General features: G+C 71.5%; 13 protein-coding genes and 2 pseudogenes. 8 read left to right on the forward strand and 7 right to left on the reverse strand.

Going from position 1 to position 23232, the window contains the following annotated elements:
* Positions 1-35: 35 nt before the first annotated feature.
* Positions 36-929, reverse strand: coding sequence for a dienelactone hydrolase family protein (locus WMF36_RS36990; protein ID WP_437575524.1), 894 nt, complete (start codon positions 927-929; stop codon positions 36-38).
* A gap of 67 nt (positions 930-996) precedes the next feature.
* A complete protein-coding gene (locus tag WMF36_RS36995) occupies positions 997-1404 on the reverse strand; it encodes a response regulator (RefSeq protein WP_437575526.1) in 408 nt (135 codons plus the stop codon).
* A 90-nt stretch (positions 1405-1494) separates the two neighbouring features.
* Here WMF36_RS36995 and WMF36_RS37000 point away from each other — a divergent pair.
* Positions 1495-1620, forward strand: a pseudogene (locus WMF36_RS37000) (glucuronyl esterase domain-containing protein); the annotation flags it as partial.
* 75 nt (positions 1621-1695) lie between these two features.
* Here the strand turns inward: WMF36_RS37000 and WMF36_RS37005 are convergent.
* Positions 1696-1881, reverse strand: a pseudogene (locus tag WMF36_RS37005) (hypothetical protein); the annotation flags it as partial.
* Positions 1882-2091: 210 nt separating this feature from the next.
* Between WMF36_RS37005 and WMF36_RS37010 the strand changes: the two are divergent.
* The 3 genes from WMF36_RS37010 to WMF36_RS37020 all read left to right on the forward strand — a co-directional run bounded on the left by WMF36_RS37010 (position 2092) and on the right by WMF36_RS37020 (position 6913).
* Positions 2092-3186, forward strand: a complete 1095-nt coding sequence (locus WMF36_RS37010; protein ID WP_437575527.1) for a hypothetical protein — start codon at positions 2092-2094, stop codon at positions 3184-3186.
* A 342-nt stretch (positions 3187-3528) separates the two neighbouring features.
* Complete coding sequence (locus tag WMF36_RS37015; RefSeq protein WP_437575528.1) at positions 3529-4812, forward strand: diaminopimelate decarboxylase; 1284 nt, start codon at positions 3529-3531, stop codon at positions 4810-4812.
* Positions 4813-4903: 91 nt separating this feature from the next.
* Positions 4904-6913 carry a bifunctional metallophosphatase/5'-nucleotidase gene (locus WMF36_RS37020; RefSeq protein WP_437575529.1) on the forward strand — a complete coding sequence of 670 codons (2010 nt, stop codon included), beginning with the start codon at positions 4904-4906 and terminating at the stop codon, positions 6911-6913.
* Here WMF36_RS37020 and WMF36_RS37025 read toward each other — a convergent pair.
* Entirely contained in the window at positions 6897-8915 is a 2019-nt protein-coding gene (locus tag WMF36_RS37025; protein ID WP_437575530.1) for a hypothetical protein, read from the reverse strand. The two genes, WMF36_RS37020 and WMF36_RS37025, sit on opposite strands and share 17 nt — an antisense overlap.
* A gap of 417 nt (positions 8916-9332) precedes the next feature.
* Complete coding sequence (locus WMF36_RS37030; RefSeq protein ID WP_437575531.1) at positions 9333-10244, reverse strand: prephenate dehydratase; 912 nt, start codon at positions 10242-10244, stop codon at positions 9333-9335.
* A gap of 511 nt (positions 10245-10755) precedes the next feature.
* Here WMF36_RS37030 and WMF36_RS37035 point away from each other — a divergent pair.
* A complete protein-coding gene (locus tag WMF36_RS37035; RefSeq protein ID WP_437575532.1) occupies positions 10756-11397 on the forward strand; it encodes an RNA polymerase sigma factor in 642 nt (213 codons plus the stop codon).
* A 12-nt stretch (positions 11398-11409) separates the two neighbouring features.
* Here WMF36_RS37035 and WMF36_RS37040 read toward each other — a convergent pair whose 3' ends face one another.
* A complete protein-coding gene (locus WMF36_RS37040; protein WP_437575533.1) occupies positions 11410-11859 on the reverse strand; it encodes a helix-turn-helix domain-containing protein in 450 nt (149 codons plus the stop codon).
* A 413-nt stretch (positions 11860-12272) separates the two neighbouring features.
* On the opposite strand from WMF36_RS37040, the gene WMF36_RS37045 reads away from it, so the two are divergent.
* Positions 12273-12848 carry a hypothetical protein gene (locus tag WMF36_RS37045; RefSeq protein ID WP_437575534.1) on the forward strand — a complete coding sequence of 192 codons (576 nt, stop codon included), beginning with the start codon at positions 12273-12275 and terminating at the stop codon, positions 12846-12848.
* A gap of 67 nt (positions 12849-12915) precedes the next feature.
* Here WMF36_RS37045 and priA read toward each other — a convergent pair whose 3' ends face one another.
* A complete protein-coding gene (priA, locus tag WMF36_RS37050) occupies positions 12916-15381 on the reverse strand; it encodes a replication restart helicase PriA (RefSeq protein ID WP_437575535.1) in 2466 nt (821 codons plus the stop codon).
* A gap of 476 nt (positions 15382-15857) precedes the next feature.
* Here priA and WMF36_RS37055 point away from each other — a divergent pair, with 476 nt between their 5' ends.
* Positions 15858-16454 carry a DUF2231 domain-containing protein gene (locus WMF36_RS37055; protein WP_437575536.1) on the forward strand — a complete coding sequence of 199 codons (597 nt, stop codon included), beginning with the start codon at positions 15858-15860 and terminating at the stop codon, positions 16452-16454.
* Positions 16455-17159: 705 nt separating this feature from the next.
* Positions 17160-23219, forward strand: a complete 6060-nt coding sequence (locus WMF36_RS37060) for an AAA family ATPase (RefSeq protein ID WP_437575537.1) — start codon at positions 17160-17162, stop codon at positions 23217-23219.
* Positions 23220-23232: the final 13 nt, after the last annotated feature.

The following is a 23232-nucleotide window of genomic DNA, read 5'->3' on the forward strand; positions in this document are numbered from 1 at the left end:
AGGACCGGGACCCGCATGGGATCCCGCCTCGCCGATCACTGCCCCTTCAGCTTCGCGGCCAGGAACCGCCGCACCTTCTCCCAGGCGTCCGCCGCGGCCTTCGTGTCGTACCGCTCTCCCGAGGGGTTCGCGAAGGCGTGGTCGGCGTCGTACCGGAGCACCTCGTGCTCGACGCTCGCCTCGTGGAGCGCCTTGTCGAACTCGTTGACGACCTCGGGCGGAATGCCCTTGTCCATGTTGCCGAAGACGCCGAGCACCGGCGCCTTGATCGCCTTGAGCTGCGCGGGATCGGTGACGAGCCGGCCGTAGTAGAGGACGGCCGCGTCGAGCTCCGGCTCGTTCAGGGCGAGCTTGAGCGACCAGGCGCCGCCGAAGCACCACCCGATCGAGCCGGTGCGCGGCGCCAGGACGCGCGCGTCGGTCGCGAGGAAGCGGTGCGCGGCGCGCACGGTCTCGATCCCCTTCGCCTCGTCGACGGCCTTCATCGCCGCCATCGCGTCGTCGGGCGTGGTCGCGACCTTGCCGCCGTACATGTCCACGGCCAGCGCGGCATAGCCGTCCTCCGCGAGGCGGTCGGTCCAGTGCTTGATGTGCTCGTTCAGGCCCCACCACTCGTGGACGACAACGAGGGCCGGGATCGGCGGCTTCGCGTCCCGCGGCAGGCTCAGGTACGCCCGCGTCCCGGCCACCTCGACCGTCTGTCCGCGCGCGGGCGGGGCCTTGTCCGACCGGAGCTGGTGGAGCGCCTTGAAGTCCTCCTCCGAGAGCAGCCCGGTCGGGCTGTCCGCGGCGCCGGAAGGCGCGGGTGCCGGGGCGGCGGCGCCCCCCGGCGGCTCGGCCGGGGGCGGGGAAGACGAGGCAGAGCAGGCGGTCGCCGCGAGCAGCGCGAGCGGCGCAGCCAGGCGGAGGAGGAGCGAGCGGAGCTTCATGGCCGCGCACCCTACCAGCTCGGGGCGGCGCGCCGGAAGGCTCGGCGGCGGGGGAGGTCGAGCCCGCCTACGTGGCGACGCGCAGGCGCAGCTGGCTCGACGCGACGCCCCGCCGGACGGCGGACACGAGGGTGTCCGGGGAGAACGGCTTCGCGACGAACGCATGGGCGCCGAGCCGGAAGGCGCGCTCGCGCTCGCGCGCCGACGACATCGTGGAGACGACGACGACCGCGACGTCGCGGTGGTGCCGGCTCTGCCGGATGAAGCGGATGAGCTCCAGCCCGTCGATGTCCGGCAGGTTGATGTCGATGATCACGGCGTCGTACGCGCTGCGGTGCATCAACCGGAGCGCCGCGAACCCGCTCGCCGTCTCCGCGATCTCCACCGCCGGCCCGAGCTGGGGCGCCCTCTCGAGCGCGGCCCACATGTGCGCTCGCATCGCGGCGGAGTCGTCGATGAGAAGGATGCGCGTCATACGGGGCCTGCGGGGCTCTCGGGGCGCCTAGTACAACAGAAACAGCAAAAGCAAAAGCGGTTGCCAATTTTCCGACCCCGGCGGCCGGGCATGCGCCGTTTTCCGCTTCCACGCTCCGCCTCGCCTCCGCGCCGGCCTCGATCGTCCCGCTACGGGAAGGGAGTCCTCGTCGCCGGTGCGTTCGACGAGCGCGTCGCCCTCACGGTCCCCGCTGGGTCCGGCGCTGAAGTCCAATGGGCAGACCCTCTCGCGCCGGCGAGCTGGACTGTTGCCCCACTCTTCCGGCAGAAACAGCTCGAGATCAATCGACGAATGCTCCAGTCCGTTGCTCACGGTCAGACTGACACCGTTCTGGCAGCTGGCGATCTTGCCAGCCGATTCGGTATACTGGCGCTTGACCGATGCCGACCGGAACCATGGAACCCCCCAGCGGCGCAGCTCAAGGTCCTGCGCAAGCGGATCCAGGATGGCGCGCAGGCCCCGTCACCCTGGATCTCTGACGCGCCGATCCGCGTGAAACAGCGGTAGATAACTACAAGAGGGCGGGAAGATGGGATCGGCTCGGGTCCCATCTTCCACGCTCCGCGCCGTCATGCTTTAATGTTGCCGTTCTTGGGAAGATACTGCCTTTTCGGCGCCTTATCCAGCCGGACGGACAGGTCATCGACCACCTGAGGAGAGCTGCTTATGAGCAAGGAACGAGATACCGAGACCCAGGGCCCGTCGTTCAGGGACGTTGACCGGCGGCAGGCCCTCCTGGGGCTGGGGGCGATTGCCGTCACCGTGTCGTGCGGAGATGGCGGCGAGTCGGATCCGAGCGGGACCGGAAGCTCTGCGAGCTCCGGGTCCAGCGGGACCACTGGATCGGGCACGGGAGGCGGGGGGGCCAGCCCCGCCACCACATCGGGCCCCGGCTCGGGCGGCGCGGGACCGGGCTCCACCACGGCAGGCTCGGGCGGCTCAGGCACGGGAGGCACCGAGCCGGGCGTTGGAGGTAGCGGCGGCGGCGGCGGCGGTGGTGACGGCCTCACGGCGCCGCCGTTCGACGACGTGCCGACGTGCACGGCGTTCAACAAGACGGACGGCGCCGGTCAGGGCCCCTTCTTCATTCACGAGCTCGAAAAGGGCGACGACATCTCCCTGTTGCGGCAGGACATTCGTGGTCGCTACAATGAAAGTGCACCAGCCGGCGTGGAGATGCATCTCCACCTGCGCGTGCTCGACCTGAGCCAGCCCGACTGCAATGGCGAGGGCGTAGGCCTGGCCGACGTGGACGTCTACATCTGGCACACGGACGGGCAGGGGTTCTACAGCGGCTTCGGGACCAGGGGCACTGCCAACGAGCAGAAACCCGACTCGCCGTACGCGGGCAGGCCGGGTCAGAACGATCTCGATGTCAGTGAACGTTTCTGTCGCGGCGTGCAAACCACGAACGCAGACGGCGTCGTCTCGTTCCAAAGCATCTTCCCCGGCTGGTACAACGGCCGCGATGTTCACATCCACTTCGTCTGCTTCAAGAAGGGATCGACGTCGATGGGTCGCACCACGTACAGGGGTGGAAGCCACATTTTCACGACGCAATTCTACTTCGATCCCGCCTTCACCGACTCCGTTCATACCAAGTACGAGCCGTACAAGACGCGCACCACCGGCAATCTGGCGACGGCGTACGCAGGCGCCATCAAGGCCGACGAAGCGGGCAACAGCGGCCTTCGTGCCAAGGCCGTGATGGACGGGGACATCGTGGTCGCTCAGATGCAGATCGCCGTGAATCCGACCTAGAGCTGACTCGAAGTCTCGTCCCTCGAGTCCGTCGCTGCGGTCCGCGGGCACGGCGCGTCGCCGGCCCCCGACCGACCTGAACCCCACCTCGACATCCCGTGATCCCGTGGGCCGCCGCGGAGGCGACGCGGGCGTGATCCGCGAGCGGCTGCTCGTCCCGCGCTAGCGGGCGAGCGCCTCGCAGGGCGGCGCGCGCCCGGGCGCCGCCGCGGGACGTCGCGCGCGAGAGATCCTGGAAACATGGGTCGCGCCCCTGCTCGTGGTCACGGCGTCGCGGCGTCGCGGGCCGGGCCGGGGCGGACAATCCGCCTCCCGGACGCCACACTGCGGTAGGGAGGTCCCATGAGCGACGCGGATCGGCTGGATCCCGGGAGCATGGCGCGCGCGTTCCGCGAGGCGCGGCGCCGCGGGATGGATGTGGAGCCTGCGGTCCTGTTCCACGACCTCGGGCGCATGCGGGCGCGGATCGGGCGGATCGGCGCGGCGTTCCCGCCGGGCGCCCTCCACACGGTGGCGATCAAGGCGAACCCCCTCGTGGAGGTCCTGCGCGCGGCGGTCGAGTGCGGCGCGGGGCTCGAGGCGGCCTCGCTCGAGGAGGTGAAGCTCTCGCTCGCCGCCGGCTGCCCGCCCGGCCGCATCGTCTACGACTCCCCCGCCAAGACGCGCGCCGAGATCGCGGAGGCCCTCCGCCTCGGCGTGCGGCTCAATGCCGACAACCTCGATGAGCTCGAGCGCATCGACGAGCTCGTCCGGCCCGAGGGGGCGGCCGATCGCATCGGGCTGCGCATCAATCCGCAGGTCGGGGCCTCCAGCATCGCCCTCACCAGCGTCGCGGACCGGCGCTCCAAGTTCGGGGTCCCCCTCGAGCAGGCCGACGCCGTGCGCGCCGCCTTCGCGCGGTATCCGTGGCTCGCCGGGCTGCACGTGCACGTGGGCTCGCAGGGGTGCGCGCTGGCGCAGCTGATCGACGGGATCCGCCGCGTCGAGGCGCTGCGCCAGGAGATCCGGCGCGCGCTGGGGCCGGGCGCCGCCGGCGTCATGGATGTCGGCGGAGGGCTGCCGGTCGCCTACCGGAGCACGGACCGCCCGCCGGCGCTGGAGGACTACGCGGCCGCGCTGCGCCGCGAGGCGCCGGCGCTCTTCGAGGAGGGGACCACGCTGATCACCGAGCTCGGGCGCTGGGTCCAGGCGGGCTGCGGCTTCGCCGTCTCGCGCGTCGAGTACGTGAAGGAGGACTCGGCTGGGCGGACTGCGATCCTGCACCTCGGGGCCGACTTCCTGCTGCGCCGCGCCTATCACCCGGACGACTGGCACCATGACTTCGTGGCGCTCGACCCCGACGCCGCGCCCAGGGAGGGGCCGCTCTCGCCGTGCACCCTCGGCGGCCCGCTCTGCTTCGGCGGCGACGTGCTGGCCCGCGACCTCCTGCTGCCGGACCTGTCGCCCGGGGATCTCGTGCTCATCCGCGACACGGGCGCGTACACGCTGAGCATGTGGTCTCGCCACTGCAGCCGCGGCATCCCCGCGGTGCTCGGCGTCGACGGCGGCGACATCCGGGTCCTGCGCGAGCGCGAGCGGCCGGAGGACGTCGTCGCGTTCTGGAGCCGCGGCCGCGGCCAGCCATGAGCTCGCCGCGGGGCGTTCACACGACTGTTTCCACGCGAACCCAGCCTGTGAGAGCCTTGGGGGGCGAGCGCAGCGGAGTGGAGGAGCGACGATGAGAGCGAGCGATGCTTCCGGAGTCCTGGGGCGATGCGCGCGAGCGTGGCGGACCACGCTTCTCGGCGCGATGCTGTGCGTGCCGCCGGTGGCCGGCGCGGGCTGCGGAGACGATGGGGCGGCGAGCCCCCCCGAGATGTCCGGCGGCGCCATGGGCACCGGCTCGAGCGGCGGCGCTACCGGCACCGGCACCGGCGGCGCTACCGGCACCGGCGGACAGGGCGGCGGCGGCGTCGCGGGCACCGGCGGACAGGGCGGCGAGGGTGGCACCGGTGGCGGCGGCGCTACCGGCACCGGCGGACAGGGCGGCGGCGGCGTCGCGGGCACCGGCGGACAGGGCGGCGAGGGTGGCACCGGTGGCGGCGGCGCCGGCGGCGCGGGCGGCACCAGCGGAGGCGACACCGTGAGCGTGCAGCTCCTCGCCTTCAACGACTTCCACGGCCATCTGGAGCCCCCCGCGGGCAGCAGCGGCAGGATCACCCTGCCCGACGCAACGCAGGTGGACGCGGGCGGCGTCGCTTACTTCGCGTCGCATGTCGCCGCCCTCCGCGCCACGAACCCGAATACCGTGGTGGTCTCGGCCGGCGACCTCATCGGCGCCAGCCCGCTCGTGTCGGCGCTGTTTCACGACGAGCCCACGATCGAGGCCATGAACCTGCTCGGCCTCGACATCAACGGCGTCGGCAACCACGAGTTCGACAAGGGCACCGCCGAGCTCCTCCGGATGCAGTCGGGCGGGTGCAGCCCGGTCGACGGCTGCGCGGACGGCACCCCCTTCGCGGGCGCGAGCTTCCAGTTCCTCGCCGCCAACGTCGTCGTGGACACGGCGAGCGGCAGGACGCTGTTCCCGCGCTACGACGTCCGCGAGCTCGACGGCGTGAAGATCGCCTTCATCGGCATGACGCTCGAGGACACCCCGTCGATCGTGACGCCGATCGGCGTCGCGGGGCTGTCGTTCATGGATGAGGTCGACACGGTGAACGACATCGTCCCGGAGCTCCAGGCGCAGGGCATCGAGGCGATCGTTGTGTTGCTCCACGAGGGAGGGCTCCCGACAGGCCACTTCAACGAGTGCCCCGACATCTCGGGCCCCATCATCGAGATCGCCACGAACGTCGACCCCGCCGTGGATGTGATCGTCACCGGACACACGCACCAGGCGTACAACTGCCTCTTCGGCGACAAGATCGTGACGAGCGCGGCGTCGTTCGGGCGACTGGTGACCGACATCGATCTGGAGATCAGCAGGGGCACTGGCGAGGTGACGGCGAAGACGGCGAACAACGTCGTCGTGACGCGCGACGCGCCCGACGCGGGGGTGAACGCCCTGGTGACGCGCTACAAGGATCTCTCGGCGCCGCTGGCCAGCGTGCGGGTCGGCACGATGACGGCGACGCTCGATCGCACGGTCCTGCCCATGAGCTCGGGGCTGTTCACGATGGGCGCGGTCATCGCCGACGCCCAGCTCGCCGCCACGCGCGAGGCGAGCAAAGGCGGGGCCGAGATCGCGCTGATGAACCCGGGCGGCGTCCGCGCCGACCTGACCTATGCGGCCTCGCCCACCGAGCCCATGGACGGGGTGGTCACGTTCGGTGAGATCTTCACCGTGCAGCCGTTCGGCAACAGCCTTGTCGTGATGACCCTCACGGGCGCGCAGATCCACCAGCTGCTGGAGCAGCAGTTCCGGGTGGACTCGACGGGCACGTTACGGAGCGTGATCCTTCAGGTGTCGGGCGGCTTCACCTACGCCTATAGCCAGAGCGCGCCCGTCGGCTCGAAGGTCGACATCGCATCGATCCGGATCAACGGCGCCCCGATCGAGGTCGCGCGGACCTACCGGGTGACCGTGAACAGCTTCCTGGCCACGGGCGGCGACGGCTTCACCGTGCTCAACGACGGCGTCGATCGCCTCGGCGGAGCGCTCGATCTCGACGCCCTGCGGGACCATTTCGCGGCGAGCTCGCCCATCTCGCCGCCCGCGCTCGACCGGATCACGGTCCTGCCCTGAGCGGCCGAGGAGGCCACGCCATCCGCTGCTCGGCCGCGGCCCCGGGCGAGCGGTGGATGGCAGGGGACGACGCGAACGACGCGTCCGCCGCGCCACCGTGGCCCGCGGCCTTCCTCGGCCACCAGTCCATGCTGAGGTGGATGTGGTGATGGTGATACGGCCACCCCTCGCCGTACGCCATCCGGTCCGAGAAGCTCGCGAGCTCGTCGTCGGTGATCTTCCGCCGATCGCGCTCCGGAAGAGCGTTCAGCTTCCGGGCAGTCTTCGAGAGGAACGGCGCGATGATCTTGTCCACGCCGATGACGCGCGTGCGCGCCGAGCGGAACAGCCTGGCCATGAAGAACGCCTCGCGCTCGAGATCGACGAAGTGCTTCCGCTTCGCCGCCGAGGAGCAGTACCCATCCTCGTGCTTCGACCCGTCCCCGCAGATGATCTCCCCGTCGTTCGAGCCGTCCGTCTGGAAATAGGCGATGTCGATGTTGCCGCCCTGATCGTGCGTCGACTCGGGGTGGCGCGGGTCGTCGACGTCGTAACCAGGCGTGACGCCGTTCAGCTGGCAGACGTCGATCAGCGAGAGCGGCGTCGTGCCAGGGAAGGCCCAGAGCGTCTCCGCCAGCGCGTCGCGGACGAGCATGATGAGCTCGCGCCGAGCAAAGCGGTAGTTGCTGAAGGTCTCCCAGACGTAACCGCCGCCGACCACCGAGTCGTCAGGATCGGGGAACGGGAACGGCAGGAGCCCGCTGCCGCCGTCGCCGAAGCCGGCGCACTCGTCGAACGAGAAGCCGGCGCCCACGCAGCTCGGGCCGTCGACGTAAGGAGTCGAGGTCACGTCCAGATCATAGGCGTTCTGGCCCCCGTCATGGCCGACGACCCGGACGAGGTACTCGGCGCCGCCTCGCTCGGAGTAGAACCCGTAGAACTCGGTGTTCGTCTCCTGGTCGCGGTACGAGTACGGGTACTGCTCGCCGTAACGCGAGCCGAGCAGGCGACCCTCGCCGTCATAGGCCACGAGATCGATGTCGCCGGCGGCGTGACGGAACCGGATCCCCACGCGGACGATGGTCCGCTCCGGCACCACGATCCTGAACCAGTCCTCATCCCCCTCGCACAAGGTGAGCTCCTCCGTGACGCCCACGGGCGCGCTCACCGCCGCTCCCGCGTCGTCGTTGGGCTCGAGCACGTCGCCCTCGGACTCGCAGACGAAGGCGTCCTTGCGGCACGCGCCGTCGTCGCAATAGCTGCCTTCCGGGCACCAGCCGGAGGGGACGGCCGGCGAGCACGCGACCTCGTCCGATACGCAGAGCTCCCCGAGGCAGGTCGTGCCCTTCGGGCAGGTCGCGGCGGCGTCGCAGCCGGCGAAGCACGCGGCCCCGCTCTCCTCGCCCACGACGTGGCACACGTAGCCAGGCCGGCAGTCCAGGTCGCTGCCACAGGTGTTCATGCACACGGGCGCGCCGCCCTCCGCCGCAGGGAAGCAGCCCGCCTCCGGGCCGCACGCGTCGTCGCTCTCGCAGTCGAACGCGAGGCAGTACCCCTCGACCCAGCCGTTCGGCTCCGCGGGGTCCGCGTCGCGATGGCAGGTCGCGCCGGGCAGCGAGCACGCGTCGTCCGCGTCGCAGGCCGCGCCCACGCGCCCGGGGCCGACCGTGTCCTCGGCGCACGCCGCGCCGCAGGTCGCGTTGCACCCGTCGCCGCGCCGAGGCGAGCAGAGGCCATGACGGTTCTCCACGCCCTCGCAGGTCGCGGGATCGTAGACGGGATAACACACCCCCGTGTCGGTCAGGATGTCGGTGTTGAAGCAGCGGGAGCCGGGCGCGCAGCCCTCCTCGCTGTTCGGCGCCGCACACAGCCCGGCCGCGCGCTGCATGCAGATGCCCAGCATGCAGACGGCCGCCTCGCCGTCGCAGTCCGCATCACAGCTGCAGCTCGCGCCGATGGGCCTCCGCTTCGGGCCCGCCCCACCGAGCATGTCGCCGTCGCCGTCGCCCGGCAATACCGGCATCCATGGGCCCATATCACACGCTTCCAGAGAACCCATGAGCGCCGGCACCACCACGAAGAGCCATCGCCAACGTAGATTCATGTCACCTTGCCTGTCGATGAACGCGAGACCGCTCGCTGCGAGCGTTCTAGTCCCAGGTGAGGCGCAACTGGCTATCGAAAAGACCAGAGGAGTCACGCAGGCCACGCGGCGCGAGGATATTTCCAGCTTCCCAGCGGCGTTGTTCCGCTCGCCGGTGGGGGCGCCTACTCGATGAGAGGCCGGCCCGCGTCCAGGCCGATGAACTCGTTGTCATCGGCGCCGCGCTCCGGCGAGTCACGTCATGCTGTGTCTCTCGAGGTCGACGAGGCGCGCAGCCCGGCGTCACGGGCGGGAGACGCACCCGGGATCATCGGGTGATGGCCGCGCCGCGCGCCGCTACTCGTACTTCCGGCTGACGCGGAACGAGCCGAGCGAGCGCACGCCCGTCGCGTGCTGCTCGAGCAGCGCGAGGGCGTCCTTGAACTCAGGCTCCTCCGTGCTGCCCTCGCACTCGACGAGGAAGAGATATTCCTCGGGGCTGTCCGGCAGCGCGCGCGAGACGATGCGCGTGAGGTTGATATGGTGTCTCCCGAGCGCGGACAGCGCCGCGACCAGGGCGCCCGGGCGGTGGTCCAGCCCGAAGAGGAGCAGCGTCCGCCCGCCCGAGGGCGGGGGCTCGGCGGTCTTGCCGACGACGAAGAAGCGCGTGATGTTCTCGCCCTTCGCGCCGAGCTTCGGCACGAGGATCTCGAGGTTGTAGATCGCCGCCGCGCCCTTGTTGCCGATCGCCCAGGCCTCGCCGTCCTGCGCCGCGCGCTCGACCGCCTCGGCGGTGCTCTCCGCCGCGAGGATCTGCGCGCCGGGGTAGTTCTCGCGCAGCCAGTCGCCGCAGTGCTTGAGCGGGACGAAGTGCGAATAGATGCGCTTCGGCGCCACGCCCGCCCTGCCGAGGAGCGACAGCGTGACGTGCAGCGAGAGCTCCTCGCACACGACGAGCGCCGCGCCCGTGCCCTCGCGTCCTATCAGCTGATCCACGGTGTCGTAGATCGGGCCGCCCACCGCGTTCTCGATCGGCACGACGCCGTAGGTCGCCGCGCCGTCGGCCACGGCGTCGAACACGTCCGAGATGGTGCGCCGGGGCTCGAGGTCCGCGCTCGCCCCGAAGCGCCGCGACGCCACCTCATGGCTGAACGTCCCAGGCCGCCCGAAGTAGGCGACCCGCAGGCGCGGCGCCGGGGCCTCCCCCGTGTCGCCCGCCGCCGCCCCGTCGCGGCGCGCCGCCCCCGGCTCCCCCGCGTCAACCGACATGGCCGGCGGGCGCCTCGCCAGAGCCCGCGCGGGCGATCGCGACACGCCCGCTGCGGGGCGCGCTGTTCCTCCGCGGGGCCGGCATTCTTCGATAGAACGTGCGCATTCGAGCGCCGCCTGTCTACCGGCGCGATGCCGTGGCGTCCAGCGAGGAAAGCGGCCCATCGGCCGAGGCGGCCCGGCGCAGGAGGAGCCGCGCCGGGCCGCCGCCCGCTCTGGACCGCGCCGCGAGCGCGCGCCGCAGCCCCGGCTGCACGAGCGCGGCCGGCGCAACGGAAGACCCCCGCCGCCGAAGCCGCAAGATGAACGATCGTTACATCTACGGAACGATCGTCGTGCGACGCTTTTCCGAACGTTTCAGCCCGCATCCGCGCAATACGCAGAAGCCAGGGCACCGCCGACAACGCCTACCTACACCTACATTTAACCACCCGAAAAGGTGAAATTCTGCCTGGGATCGCTCCGACCGCATTTTGCAAGTTTGGTTTCTTGTGATAACGATCGTTACGCAATGCCGGGCACAGGGCATGGAGGCGACGGGGGACGGCCGCCGAACGACAGGGAAGGGGCTTACTGGCGGCTCTTCAACAAGAAAACGATCGTGCTCGTGCGGCGATGGCTGCGTCTCCTGGGGGTGCCGCGCCGCGATCGCCGGGACGTCGCCCAGAACGTGATGCTCGCGGCGCACGAGAGCTTCGCGAACTACGACCCGGCGCGCGGCCCGCCCGACCGGTGGCTGAACCGGATCGCGGTCCACACCGCGTCCCACTATGCGGAGCGCGCGCGGCGCCGGCAGGAGGAGCCGTTGCCGGACGACTTCGACGCGGTGCTCGAGGAGCCGTCGGCCGAGGAGCAGATCATCTCTGAGTGCGATCGCCTGCTGGCGCTCTCGGTCCTGCGGGAGCTCGACAGCGAGCTCCGCGCGGTCCTCGTGGCCCACGACATCGAGGGTGTCCCGATGGCGGATTTCGCGAGCCAGTCCGGAATCCCCCTCTCGACGGCCTACAAGCGGCGGACGCGCGCGATCGCGATGTTTCAGCTCCTCGTCACGCAGCGGCTCGCGTCGATGGACGGGAGTGACACCCGGAACGGCGGCCACCCGGCGTCCGGCGCGGCCCCGGTGCTCGTCCTTCTCTCGTCCGCCCGGCCGTGACCGCTCAGCGGCTCATCGCCCGGGCCGCCGGCTCGACGACGAGGGGGCGGAGCCCCGCGAGCCGCGCTCGTCGGGCCGAGGCCGGGAGCGCGGCCGCGCGCGCTCCGGATCATCGTTGATGAGGGCGAGGATGGCCTGCTTCTTCGGCGAGTCCTCCGGCTCGATCAGCAGGAAGAGCAGCGCCTCCTGGAGCGCCTCGGGCGCGCGGTCGAAGCGATCGGCGACGACGGCGGAGACCGGGCTCCTCCCGTCGCCGGGCAGGAGAAGGCGAGCATCGCAGTTGAGCCCCTGTGCGATGAGCGCCAGCGCGCCGAGCCCGAGATCGCGCTCGCCGCGCTCGACCTGCCGCAGGTACGTCGCAGAGAGATGCGCCTTCTCGGCGAACTCGGCGTAGCTGAGCCCGTGCAGCAGCCGGAGCACGCGAATGGCCCGACCGACCTCTTTGGGAAGCGCATCGCCCATGGCCGGCGCAGCCTATCAACTCCCGCCACAGCCAGAAAAGGACGATCGCACCTTTCTCGCGTCCTTTGCGCGTCTTTCGTTCGTCCTTCGCTCGAGCACGCGCGTGTCGACGCCCGTTACTTACTATAACTGATTCAGCTCCTCCACGAGCGCCCGGGAGTGCGAGTTCTCGCTCTTTTCGAACACCATGTTGGCGACGACGGACGCGCGGCTCACGTGAGGTCGCCGCCCGGCGCGGGCTCGGCTCGCTCGGGTTCGCGTCGCGTCGCCGCCCGGCGACGGCGCCGGGTTGGTGCTCGGCCAGCGTCGGTTGCGACCGCGGGACGCTTCTGTCATTTCTGGCGAGTCGCGTACCACGACATGCGCTATCTCGAGCGCACGTCTCGGCCCCTCGGGGGACGGCAAGGGCATCGATGATCCGTCTGGAGCTTTCAGGAGAGCACACCCGGCTGCACTCGACGCTGTGCGGCCAGTGCCCGCAGGGACCCGCGGGGTGCTGCGCCAGCCCGCCCGCGCTCGACTGGACGGACATCGGGCGCATCGTCGCCCTCGCCGGTCGCGGCTGGCTGCTCGAGCAGATCGCCGCCGGCAACCTGCTCCCCGTGAGCCGCGGGCTCGAGCTCCGGCGCATGCGGAAGCGGGAGGAGCGCACGGCCCCGCGGCGCTCGAAGTGCGTCTATCACGGCGCGCGCGGCTGCACCGTCCCCGCCGAGCGGCGGGCGGCGACCTGCAATTACTTCCTGTGCGAGGACGCCTTCGCCGAGCGCCCGGACGGCCAGGCAGACCCGGCCTCGGCCGCGAGCCGCCGGGCGCACGCGCTCCTCCGGGAGGTCTACAGCCGGTGGGACCGCGAGCTCGCCGAGACGATCGCCTCCCGGCCGGAAGGGCCGTCGTGGGACGCGGCGTTCCTCGACTGGCTGGGCGCGGAGTTCGAGCGGCTCTCGAGCGCGTCGCGCGGCGAGCTCGGCGAGCTCGCCGCGCCGGGGTAGCGCCGACCGCGCCGCGGTAGCGCCGACCGCGCCGCGCCCGGGTGGAACGCCGCGCGCGGACCGCCGGTCACAGCATGGCGACCGGATCCACGTCGATGATCACCCGCGCGTTCCGGTCGAGCCCGTCCCGTATCAGCCCGGTCAGCGCCGCGAGCGTTCCCCGGAGCGGCCCGCGCTCGCGCGCCCTGAGGAGCACCCGGAACCGGTACCGCCCGCGCAGGCGCGCGATCGGCGCCGCCGACGGCCCGAGCACCTCGACGCGCCGCGCGACCCCCTCCGGACACGTGCGGGCGTGGGCCGCGAGCTTCGCCGCCGCGCCGCGGCCCACGCCCTCGTCGACCGCGTCGATCCGGATCAGCGCGAGGCGCGTGGCCGGCGGATAGCCCACCTCCTCGCGGTCGCGGATCTCCCGATCGAGGAAGCCCGGCACGTCGTGCGCCGCGGCGAACGCGATCGCCGGGTGCTCGGGGTTGCGCGTCTGGATGAGCACCCGGCCCGGGCGGTCGCGCCGCCCCGCGCGCCCGGCCACCTGCACGAGCAGCTGGAAGCCGCGCTCGGCCGCGCGGAAGTCGGGCAGCCCCAGCGCGGCGTCGGCGTTCACCACGCCGACCAGGGTCACGTTGGGCAGATCGTGGCCCTTCGTGACCATCTGCGTGCCGACCAGGATGTCGATCTTGCCCTCGCGCATCCTCGCGAGGATCGCCTGCGAGCGGTCCTTGCCCGCGACGTCACGGTCGAGGCGCGCCACGCGCGCCTCCGGGAACGACTCGGCGATCGTGGACTCGAGCCGCTCGGTGCCGAGGCCCTCGAGCAGCAGGGTCCGCGAGCCGCACGACCCGCAGCGCTCCGGCAACGGCCCCGCGTAGTCGCAGTAATGGCAGCGCAGCCGCCCGCCCTGCGGCCGCTCGTCGAGCGGCGCCGCCGGCGAGGGCGCGCCCGCCGGCGCCGGTGCGCCCGCCGGCGGGGGCGCGTCGCGGCGCCGCCCGCGGTGGTAGGTCAGCGCGACCGAGCACGCCTCGCACGTCGTCAGGTTCCCGCACGAGCCGCAGACGACGCTCGGCGCGAAGCCGCGGCGGTTGAGGAACAGGATCGCCTGCTCCTTCGCCGCGAGCGTCCGCTCTAGCGCGCGGTGGAGCGGCAGGGAGATCAGCGGATCGCCCGAGGGGCCGGCGCCGAAGCGGCGGAGATCGACGAGGGTGACCTCGGGGAGGCTGGCCTCGCGGTGCGCGCGGTCCGGCAGGCGCAGCTCGACGAGCTTGCCGCGGCGCACCAGCGCGACCGACTCGATGGAGGGCGTCGCCGAGCCGAGCACGCACACCGCCCCGGCGCGGTGGGCGCGGAGCAGCGCCATGTCGCGCGCGTGGTAGCGCACGCCCTCCTCCTGCTTGAACGAGCCGTCGTGCTCCTCGTCGACGAGGATGAGGCCGAGGTCCGGCACCGGCGCGAACAGGGCCGAGCGCGCCCCGATGGCGACGCGCACCTTGCCGCCGTGGAGGCTCGCCCACATCGCGTGGCGGTCGGCGTCGCTGAGGCCGCTGTGCAGCACCGCGAGCTCGTCGCCGAAGCGGGCGCGGAAGCGCGCGACGAGCTGCGGGGTGAGGGCGATCTCGGGCACCATCACGAGCGCGCCGCGGCCCCGCTCGAGGCAGCTGTTGATGGCGCGCAGGTACACCTCGGTCTTGCCGGAGCCGGTCACGCCGAAGAGGAGGAACGCGCTCGGCCCGGCGGGCCGCGCCTCCTGCCCGGCGGGCTGCGGCTCGTGCCCGGCGGGCTGCGGCTCGTGCGGGGCGGCCGCGCGCGCCTCCCCTTCCCCGGACGCGGACAGCGCCGCGAGCGCCGCGTCGATGCGCGCCGCGGCCTCGGCCTGCGCGGCGTTGAGCTCGGGGGGCACGTCGCGCTCCTCGGGGAGGCGGAAGAACGGGTCGCGCGGCGGCTCGCGCTCGTCGAGGGCGACGAGGTTGCGCTCGGCGAGCTTCTTCAGGGCGCTGCGCGCGTTGCCGAAGCGCTCCTCGATCCGCGCGACCGGCTGCTCGCCGGTCGCCCGGAGCAGCGCGAGCACGGCAGCGGCCTGCCCGCGGAGCGTGCCGGGCTCCTCGACGACGTCCGTCGCCCTGGCGTAGGCGACCTTGCGGCCGCCCACCTGCTTGGCCCGGCCGAGGTCGAGCATGCCGTCGAGCTCGCCCTGCGCCTTGAGCGCCCGCACCTGCTCGCGCTCGATCGCCGGCAGCGCGAGGCGGAGCACCTCCCCGATCGGCGCGAAGTAGTAGGAGGCGAGCACCTGCAGGAACGAGAGCAGCTCGGCCGGCAGCGCCGGGCGCGCGTCGACGAGCGCCGCCAGCGGCTTGATCTTCGACGGATCGATGGCCGCGCTGCGCTCGCTCACGGCGAGCACGACGCCGATCAGCTTGCGCCGGTGGAACTCGCAGAGCACCCGCGCACCCGGTCGCACCTCGCCGGCGAGCGCGGCGGGGACCTCGTAGGTGAAGGCCTGCGAGAGCGGGACGGGCACCGCAACATCGGCGAGGAGGGGCATCGCTCCGGGGAAGGCCGCGCGCGGCGCGGCACGGGCGAGATACCAGAGAACGCCGCCCGGGACGAGGAACCACGGCACGCGCGCGCACGGTGCGCCCGTGCAGGCCCGGAAAGAGGCAAAAAAAAGCGCCGCCGGGGCCTCGGGGGGGGGAAGGCCGCGCCGGCAGCGCTGCCCGGACATAGAGCACCGTCCGTGCCATCTCTGCTGTTCGCGATCTGAACGTATTTCGTTCCAGATGAGACGGCTGCGGCTTTCGAACCTGAAATTTCAGCGATGCACCATTGCAGAAGCGAATTGCACTGGCCTGCTCGCGCGTCGCACAGGCACGCACCGCGCAGGGGATGGGAACGCCCGAGCCACTTCCGAGGGGTCCGCTGATTGCTCGGGATCCGGTCAGGGGTTCACCGCTGGACGGTCGGCGGGGCGGGCGCCATGGGCTGGAAATGCGCGCAACCACGCGCCTTTGAGGAGGGAACATGATCAGAACCGCGGTCTTGAGCGGAATCGAAGAGCAGGACTGGATCGACCGGATGGCCGATCCGCTTCAGCGCGGCATTCGGTCCGTCCTGAGGCGAGCGCCCACGGTCGCGAAGGTGCTCCACGGCAAGTTCCTCGGGCACCCGCTGCATCCGGTGCTTGTGACCATCCCCATCGGCGCGTGGTCCTGCGCGCTCGTGCTCGACCTTGCCGGCATCGGCCGCGGGCGGCGGCTGCATCGGGGGGCGGACGCGACAGCGGCCATCGGCCTCGGCGGGGCGCTCGTGGCCGCCTTCGCCGGGCTCGCCGACTGGAGCACCACCCTCGGCTCGGCGAAGCGGATCGGCTTCGTCCACGGCGCGATGAACATGGCGATCGCCGGCCTGTACGGCGCCTCGCTCGCCTCCCGCGCGATCGGGCTGCGGCCCCTCGGGATCGCGCTGTCGACCGCGGGGTTCGGCCTCGCGGGTGCGAGCGGCTGGCTCGGAGGAGAGCTCATCTACCGCTACGGCGTCGGCGTCGGCAACGACGCGTGCGAGCGGCGGCCGGAGACGCAGGTGCCCGTCCCCGAGGCGCCGATCGCCGACGCCGGCTGACGGCGACGGGAACCGCCGGTGCGTCGAATTTCCTGTCGCTCCAGCGAGCGACGCTCGCCCGAGCTCCTCGTGGCCGGCGACGTGCCCGAGCTCGGGCAGGTGGACCACGACGGCGCCGAGCTTGCCGGCGTGCACCTCGCCCTCCGCGGCCGAGCCGGCGAGGCAGGCGGCGCCAAGCTCGCCCTCGAGCACCTCGTCAGCCGGCGACGGCCCCGAGCTCGCCCGCGTCCATCTCGACGCCGCGCGGAGGACGGAGCGAGAACGGGCGGATATCCACTACGGAGAGGGCGCGGTAATAGCTAACAGTACTGCGTCAGGGCGGCGCGGACACGAGCAGGTACGTTTTGCGGCGCGAGGGCGTGCGGTGGCATGCAGGGCAACGGGGCAGCCACGCGATCAGGGCGCGAGCGATGGCGCGACGGACCGGCGATGAATTGGGCACCGTCCACGAAGGCGAGGATCGAGCGCTTCCGCGCACTGCTGCACGAGCGCTCGGTCGAGCGGCGGACGGCGACGGCGTTCGCGAGCCAGCGTGCGGGCGGGTCCTGCCACGATGTCATCGACAGGGTGGCCCCGGTGTGGGCGTGGCGCGCGCTGGGGGTTCGCGGAGGACGGATGATGTCCGGCGCCTCGCCCGCTCAAAGCGCTGGCGACGCGTGCCGACCATGCCAGCATGTGTCGCGCATCACCCGCATCAGGGCTCCAGTGGGCACCAATTCCGTCTCGTCCGATCACGGGTCTTCGTCCCGTTACGCCATCATCGAGGTCCTCTACGAGGGTTCAGACACCATTCTCTACCGGGGTGTACGCGAGGACGACGGCCGTACCGTGGTGCTCAAGGTCCTCCGGCGCGATCACGCGAGCCCTCGCGCCACCGAGCGGCTGCGCCACGAGTACGAGGTCGCTCGGGCGCTCGACACCACGGCCATCGTCATGCCCTATGGGATCGAGATGCTCGGCGATCAGCCGGCGCTGGTCCTGGAGGATTTCGGCGGCGTATCGCTCGATCGGCTCCTGGAAGGGCCGATGCCGCTCGAACGCTACTTCCCCCTCGCCGTCCGCCTGGTGAAGGCGCTCGCCGAGGTGCATCGACACGGCGTCGTCCACAAGGACATCAAGCCTCAGAACGTGCTCGTCCACCCCGCCACCGGCGAGGTGAAGATCACCGACCTGGGGATTGCGTCCCGGATCCCCCGCGAGCTCCAGCACCTCGAGCACGCCGGGCTCATCGAGGGGACCCTGGCCTACATGGCCCCGGAGCAGACGGGCCGAATGAACCGCTGGATCGACGAGCGGACCGATCTCTACTCCCTGGGCGTCGTCTTCTACGAGATGCTGACGGGCACCCTACCGTTCCAGGCCGCCGATCCCGTCGCGTGGGTCTATTGCCACATCGCGCAGAAGCCTCCCCCGCCAAGCGCGCTCGTCCCGTCGATTCCCCCGCTGCTGTCCGCGGTCGTGCTCAAGCTGCTCTCCAAGGCCGCCGAGGAGCGTTACCAGAGCGCGGCCGGCCTGCGGCACGACCTGGACGAGTGCTTCGCAAGATGGCGGACGAGCGGCGCCATCCCGCGCTTCGCGCTTGGGGAGCGCGACCTCTCGGACCGGTTCCAGGTGCCGCAGCGGCTGTACGGGCGCGAGCGCGAGGGGGAGGCGCTGCTCGCGGTGTTCGAGCGGGTGGTGGCGCAGGGCCGGCCAGAGCTCGTGCTCGTGTCGGGCTACTCGGGCATCGGCAAGTCGTCGCTCGTCGCCGAGCTGCACAGGCCGGTGGTGAGGGAGCGGGGCTTCTTCCTCTCCGGCAAGTTCGATCAAACCGCGAGGGACGTCCCCTACCGCGCTTTCCATCAGGCGTTCCGGGCGCTTTTTCAGGAGATCCTCTGCGCGAGCGAGGAGCAGGTCGAGCGCTGGAGACAGCGTTTCCGGGAGGCCCTCGGCGAAAGCGGCGGGCTGCTCGCCGACGTGCTCCCCGAGCTCACGCTGCTCCTCGGCCCTCAGCCGCCCGTGCCCGAGCTGCCGCCCGCCGAGGCCCAGAGCCGGCTCCACGCGACGGTCCGGCGCTTCGTTTCGGCATGCGCCCAGAAGGACCACCCCGTGGCGCTCTTCCTCGACGATCTGCAGTGGGCCGACGCGGGAAGCCTCCAGTTGCTCGAGCAGCTCGCCACCTACGCCGGGTCCGAGCATCTCCTGCTGATCGGCGCGTACCGCGACAACGAGGTCGGCCCCGCGCACCCGCTGCGGCTCACGCTGGCCGAGGTGCGGAAGCACGGCGCCGCTGTCTCCGAGCTCGTCCTCGAGCCGCTCTCGGCCACCCATGTCGGGGCGCTCGTCGCCGAGACGGTCCACGCGCCCGAAGGGCAGGCCGAACCGCTCTCGCGGCTGGTTTACGAGAAGACCGGCGGCAACCCGTTCTTCGTGCTCCAGTTCCTGATCGCGCTGCATCAGGAGGGGCTCATCACCTTCGACGCGGAGGAGGGCAGGTGGCGGTGGGACATCGCCGCGATCCGGGACAAGGCGTTCACCGACAACGTCGTCGAGCTGATGGCGGGCAAGCTGAAGCGGCTCTCGGGCCCGACGCGGGACGCGCTCACGCTCGCCGCGTGCCTCGGCAGCAGCCTGGAGCTCGACACGCTCGCGGTGGTCGCGGGCCGTCCGGCGGCGGAGCTCCGCGACGCGCTCGAGGAGGCCGTGCGGGAGGGGCTGCTCCTCCGCCGGGACGGCGCCTATCGATTCCTCCATGACCGGGTGCAGCAAGCCGCTTACTCGCTCATCCCGGCGGGACAGCTCGCCGAGATGCACCTCCGGATCGGGCGGCTGCTCCTCTCGGCACAACGCGCAGAGGAGCGCGACGACGCGCTCTTCGACGTCGTCGGCCACCTCAACCGCGGCGCCGCGCTTCTACGTTCCCAGGCGGAGCGGGATGAGGTCGCCGCGCTGAACCTCCGCGCCGGCAGGAAGGCCAAGGCGGCCGCGGCCTTCCAATCCGCCGCCGCGCTCTTCGCCGCGGGCCTTTCGCTGCTCGCGCCGGCCTCGTGGGAGGCGCGGCACGAGCTGACCTATGGCCTGACCTTCGAGCGCGCGCACATCGCGTACATCACCGGCAGCTTCGAGGAAGCCGAGCAGCGCCTGGAAGAGCTCAGGGATCGCGCGAGGACTCGCTACGAGACGGCCGCCGCCGCCGCGCTCGTCGCCGCGCTGAATGTCACTTGCGGGCAATACGCCCGCGCGGTGGAGATCGGGCTCTCGTGCCTCCGCGCGTGCGACGTTGCTCTGCCGCTCCACCCCACCGACGCACAGATTGAGAAGGAGACCGAGAGCGTCTGGCAGGCCCTGGGCGATCGGGCCATCGAGGACCTGATCCATCTGCCCCCCATGACGCACCCGGAGATCAAGATCATGATGGGCGTGCTGCAGAGCGTGTCCCTCCCTGCGTTCTTCGTGGACCCGAACCTGTACAATCTCGTCGTCATGCGCATGGTCAAGCTCAGCCTGCGCCACGGCAACGCCGAGCACTCTGCTGTCGCGTACGCCGCCTTCGCGATGGTGATCAGCTCGAGGTCCGGGCGATATCAGGAGGCTTACCTGTTCGGCAGGCTTGGCCAGGACCTGGCGGACGGGAGTGGCCTCCTGACCACGAGATCGGTGGTGGTCATCCTCTTCGGACACTATGTCGTCTTCTGGACACGCCATTACAGAGAGACGTATCCGTACACGCGCGACGGCTTCAGCGCTGCGGTCGAGTCCGGTGACCTGAACATGGCGTGCACCAACTGCATCTGGGCCGCGCTGTTCCCGCTGCTCTCTGGCGAGCCGCTGGAGGACGTGCTCCACGAGGTCGAAGAGCGCCTCGGTTTCGTGCGCAGGGTCGGCTACGCGTTTGCGCACAACGCCCTCCTCGGCGGCCACGCCATGATCCAGACGCTGCGCGGGAGGTCGGTCCGCTTCTCGATGCTGGACGGGTCCGAGCTGGATCCGCCGGCCTTCGAGGCGCAGCTGGAGGAGGCTGGGGATCTGGAGACCGCTCGCGACTTCTATTACAGCTTGAAGGCGCAGGCGCTCTTCGTGCTCGGCTCTCCCCGAGAGGCGCTCGCGGCGGCGACCCGCGCGATTGCCGCGCACCCCCCCAGGGTCGGGCTGCACGCGCTCATCGCCGAGAGCTTCTATTATCGCGCGCTCGCGCTCGCGGCCCTCTCTGACGGCGCGCCCGAGGCGCAGCCATCCCCGCTGTGGGTGCTCCCCGAGGGGCTCCACGAGTGCGAGCGGCAGCTCGGCGAGTGGGCCAGGAGCGGCCCCGACAACTTCCTTCACAAGCACGCCTTGGTCCGCGCCGAGATCGCCCGGCTCCTGGGGCGCGAGCCGGAGGCCAGCCGGCTCTACGAGCAGGCCATCGCGGCGGCGCGCGAGGGCGGCTTCGTCCAGCACGAGGCCATCGCCTGCGAGCTCGCCGCGGAGTTCTACCGCGCGCGCGGCCTCGCGACACCCGCCGACAGCTACCTGCGAAAGGCCCGCGCCGGCTATTTCCGCTGGGGCGCCCACGCCAAGGTGGAGCAGCTCGATCAGCGCTACCCCCACCTCGTCGAGCGCAAGCCGATCGCCCCCACCGTCACCTTCGCCGTACGGGCCGAGCAGTTCGACGTCCTGTCGGTGGTGAAGGCCGCGCAGAGCATCTCCGGCGAGCTCAAGCTCTCGCGGCTGCTCGAGATGCTGCTTCGCATCGTGGTCGAGCACGCGGGCGCCGAGGAGGGCTGTGTCCTCCTGGTCCGGGACGAGCAGCTGTGGATCGCGGCGATCGAGGCGCCAGGGGGCGCGGTACGGCTGCTCGATGCGGGCGAGGCGCCTTCGGCCGCGCTGCCGCAGTCCGTCCTCAACTATGTTCGCCGGAGCCACGAGCGCGTGCTGCTCGACGACGCCGCCGCCCGGCACCCCTTCATGGAGGACGAGTATTTCCGGCGCAAGCGCCCGAGATCGATGCTGTGCCTCCCGATCGTGCGGCAGGCCCGGCTCATCGGCCTGCTCTACCTGGAGAACAACCTCGCCACCGGGGCGTTCACCCCCGGGCGGCTCAGCGTCGTCGAGCTGCTCGCCTCGCAGTCGGCGATCTCGCTGGAGAACGCGATGCTCTATGCCGAGGTCGAGCAGGAGAACGCCGAGCGCCGGCGGGCGGAACAGGCGCTCAAGGCCAATCAGGAGATGCTCCAGGCCATCGTCGACAACTCGGCGGCGAGCGTTTACGTCAAGGATCACGAGGGCCGGTTCCTGCTCGCCAACCGGCAGGTAGGCGCCGTCCTGGGCGTGCCGAGCGAGCAGCTCCTCGGGAGGACCGATGCCGATCTCTTCCCTGCTCCCATCGCCGAGATGGTCCGCGAGCACGAGCGGAAGGTGCTCGAGACGGGTGCGCCGATGGAGTGGGAGGAGACGGTGCCGCTGGAGGACGGGCTGCACACGTTTCTGTCGATCAAATTCCCTCTCGGCGAGGGGGTCATGCCCGGCGTGCTCTGCGGCATCTCCACCGACATCACCGAGCGTAAGCGGGCCGAGCAGGCCGAGCGGTTCCTGGCCGAGGCGAGCCGCAAGCTGATGACGCTGGGTTACAGCGCGACCTTCGAGAGCGTGGCGCAGCTCCCGGTGCTCGAGCTCTCGGATCAGTGCGTCGTCGAGGTGCGCTTCGAGGACGGGACGCCGGACCCGACGGCCGCCGCCGGGGTGCCCGGCGAGCAGCTGGAAGCGCTGAAGGACGCGCTGCGCCTCCTGGCGGAGGTGCCGCCGGCCGGAGCCGAGGGGGAAGAGGGCCGCGCCGCGCCCCTGTGGCAGCAGGTGCGTTCGCTCGACCCGCGGGTCAGGCCGCTCTGGGAGCAGCTCGGCGTTCACGCGTTCCTGCGGGTTCCGCTGGTCGCGCGCGACCGGTACTTCGGCGTCATGACCTTGCTGGCGACCGCGCCCGAGCGCCGTTATGGCCCCGCCGACCTGCGGCTGGCCGAGGAGCTGGGGCGCCGCGCGGCGCTCGTGCTCGACAATGCCCGCCTGTACACCGAGGCCCAGGAGGCGATCCAGCGGCGGGACGAGTTCCTCGTCGTCGCCTCGCACGAGCTCAAGACCCCGCTGACTTCGCTGCAGATGCAGGTGCAGGCCATCGAGCGACTGCTGCGCCGCCGCTCGCTCGCGGACGTCCCCCCGCAGCGAATCGAGGGGATGCTCCAGATTTTCGGCCGCCAGACGTTGCGGCTCGGGCGCCTGGTAGACGAGCTGCTCGACGTCACGAGGCTGCACGCCGGGCGGCTGGCGCTCGCGCGGGCGCCGGTCGATCTGGCGGCGTTGGCGGGCGAGGTCGTCGAGCGGATGCGCCCGCAGCTCGCGGCGTCCCGCTGCCGGACGCAGCTGGATCTGGAAGCGCCCGTGATCGGGCAGTGGGATCCGGAGCGCCTGGAGCAGGTCGTCGTCAACCTCCTGTCGAACGCGATGAAGTACGGCGCAGGCAGGCCGATCTTTGTCGGCGTGCGACGGCAGGCCGATCGCGCGCTGCTCGTCGTCCGGGATGAGGGGATCGGGATCGCGGAGGCCGATCAGGGCAGGATCTTCGAGCGCTTCGAGCGCGCGGTGTCGGTGCGCAATTTCGGCGGCCTCGGCCTCGGGCTCTACATCGCACGCTCGATCGTGGCGCCGCACGGCGGCTCCATCCGGGTGGAGAGCAAGCCGGGCGCGGGCGCGACGTTTGTGGTGGAGCTCCCGCTGAGCCCACCGGAGGCGGACGAGCGCGGCGTCGCGCCGGCCTAGCTAGACACCGCAG

The sequence above is a fragment of the Sorangium sp. So ce887 genome (assembly GCF_051521455.1).
Lineage (GTDB): Bacteria > Myxococcota_A > Polyangia > Polyangiales > Polyangiaceae > Sorangium.

What these genes read in the sequence shown, in the direction of transcription:
- WMF36_RS36990 (WP_437575524.1), bottom strand. Translation starts at nt 929, where the DNA reads ATGAAGCTCCGCTCGCTCCTCCTCCGCCTGGCTGCGCCGCTCGCGCTG.
- WMF36_RS36995 (WP_437575526.1), bottom strand. Translation starts at nt 1,404, where the DNA reads ATGACGCGCATCCTTCTCATCGACGACTCCGCCGCGATGCGAGCGCAC.
- WMF36_RS37010 (WP_437575527.1), top strand. Translation starts at nt 2,092, where the DNA reads ATGAGCAAGGAACGAGATACCGAGACCCAGGGCCCGTCGTTCAGGGAC.
- WMF36_RS37015 (WP_437575528.1), top strand. Translation starts at nt 3,529, where the DNA reads ATGAGCGACGCGGATCGGCTGGATCCCGGGAGCATGGCGCGCGCGTTC.
- WMF36_RS37020 (WP_437575529.1), top strand. Translation starts at nt 4,904, where the DNA reads ATGAGAGCGAGCGATGCTTCCGGAGTCCTGGGGCGATGCGCGCGAGCG.
- WMF36_RS37025 (WP_437575530.1), bottom strand. Translation starts at nt 8,915, where the DNA reads ATGCCGGTATTGCCGGGCGACGGCGACGGCGACATGCTCGGTGGGGCG.
- WMF36_RS37030 (WP_437575531.1), bottom strand. Translation starts at nt 10,244, where the DNA reads ATGTCGGTTGACGCGGGGGAGCCGGGGGCGGCGCGCCGCGACGGGGCG.
- WMF36_RS37035 (WP_437575532.1), top strand. Translation starts at nt 10,756, where the DNA reads ATGCCGGGCACAGGGCATGGAGGCGACGGGGGACGGCCGCCGAACGAC.
- WMF36_RS37040 (WP_437575533.1), bottom strand. Translation starts at nt 11,859, where the DNA reads ATGGGCGATGCGCTTCCCAAAGAGGTCGGTCGGGCCATTCGCGTGCTC.
- WMF36_RS37045 (WP_437575534.1), top strand. Translation starts at nt 12,273, where the DNA reads ATGATCCGTCTGGAGCTTTCAGGAGAGCACACCCGGCTGCACTCGACG.
- priA (WP_437575535.1), bottom strand. Translation starts at nt 15,381, where the DNA reads ATGCCCCTCCTCGCCGATGTTGCGGTGCCCGTCCCGCTCTCGCAGGCC.
- WMF36_RS37055 (WP_437575536.1), top strand. Translation starts at nt 15,858, where the DNA reads ATGATCAGAACCGCGGTCTTGAGCGGAATCGAAGAGCAGGACTGGATC.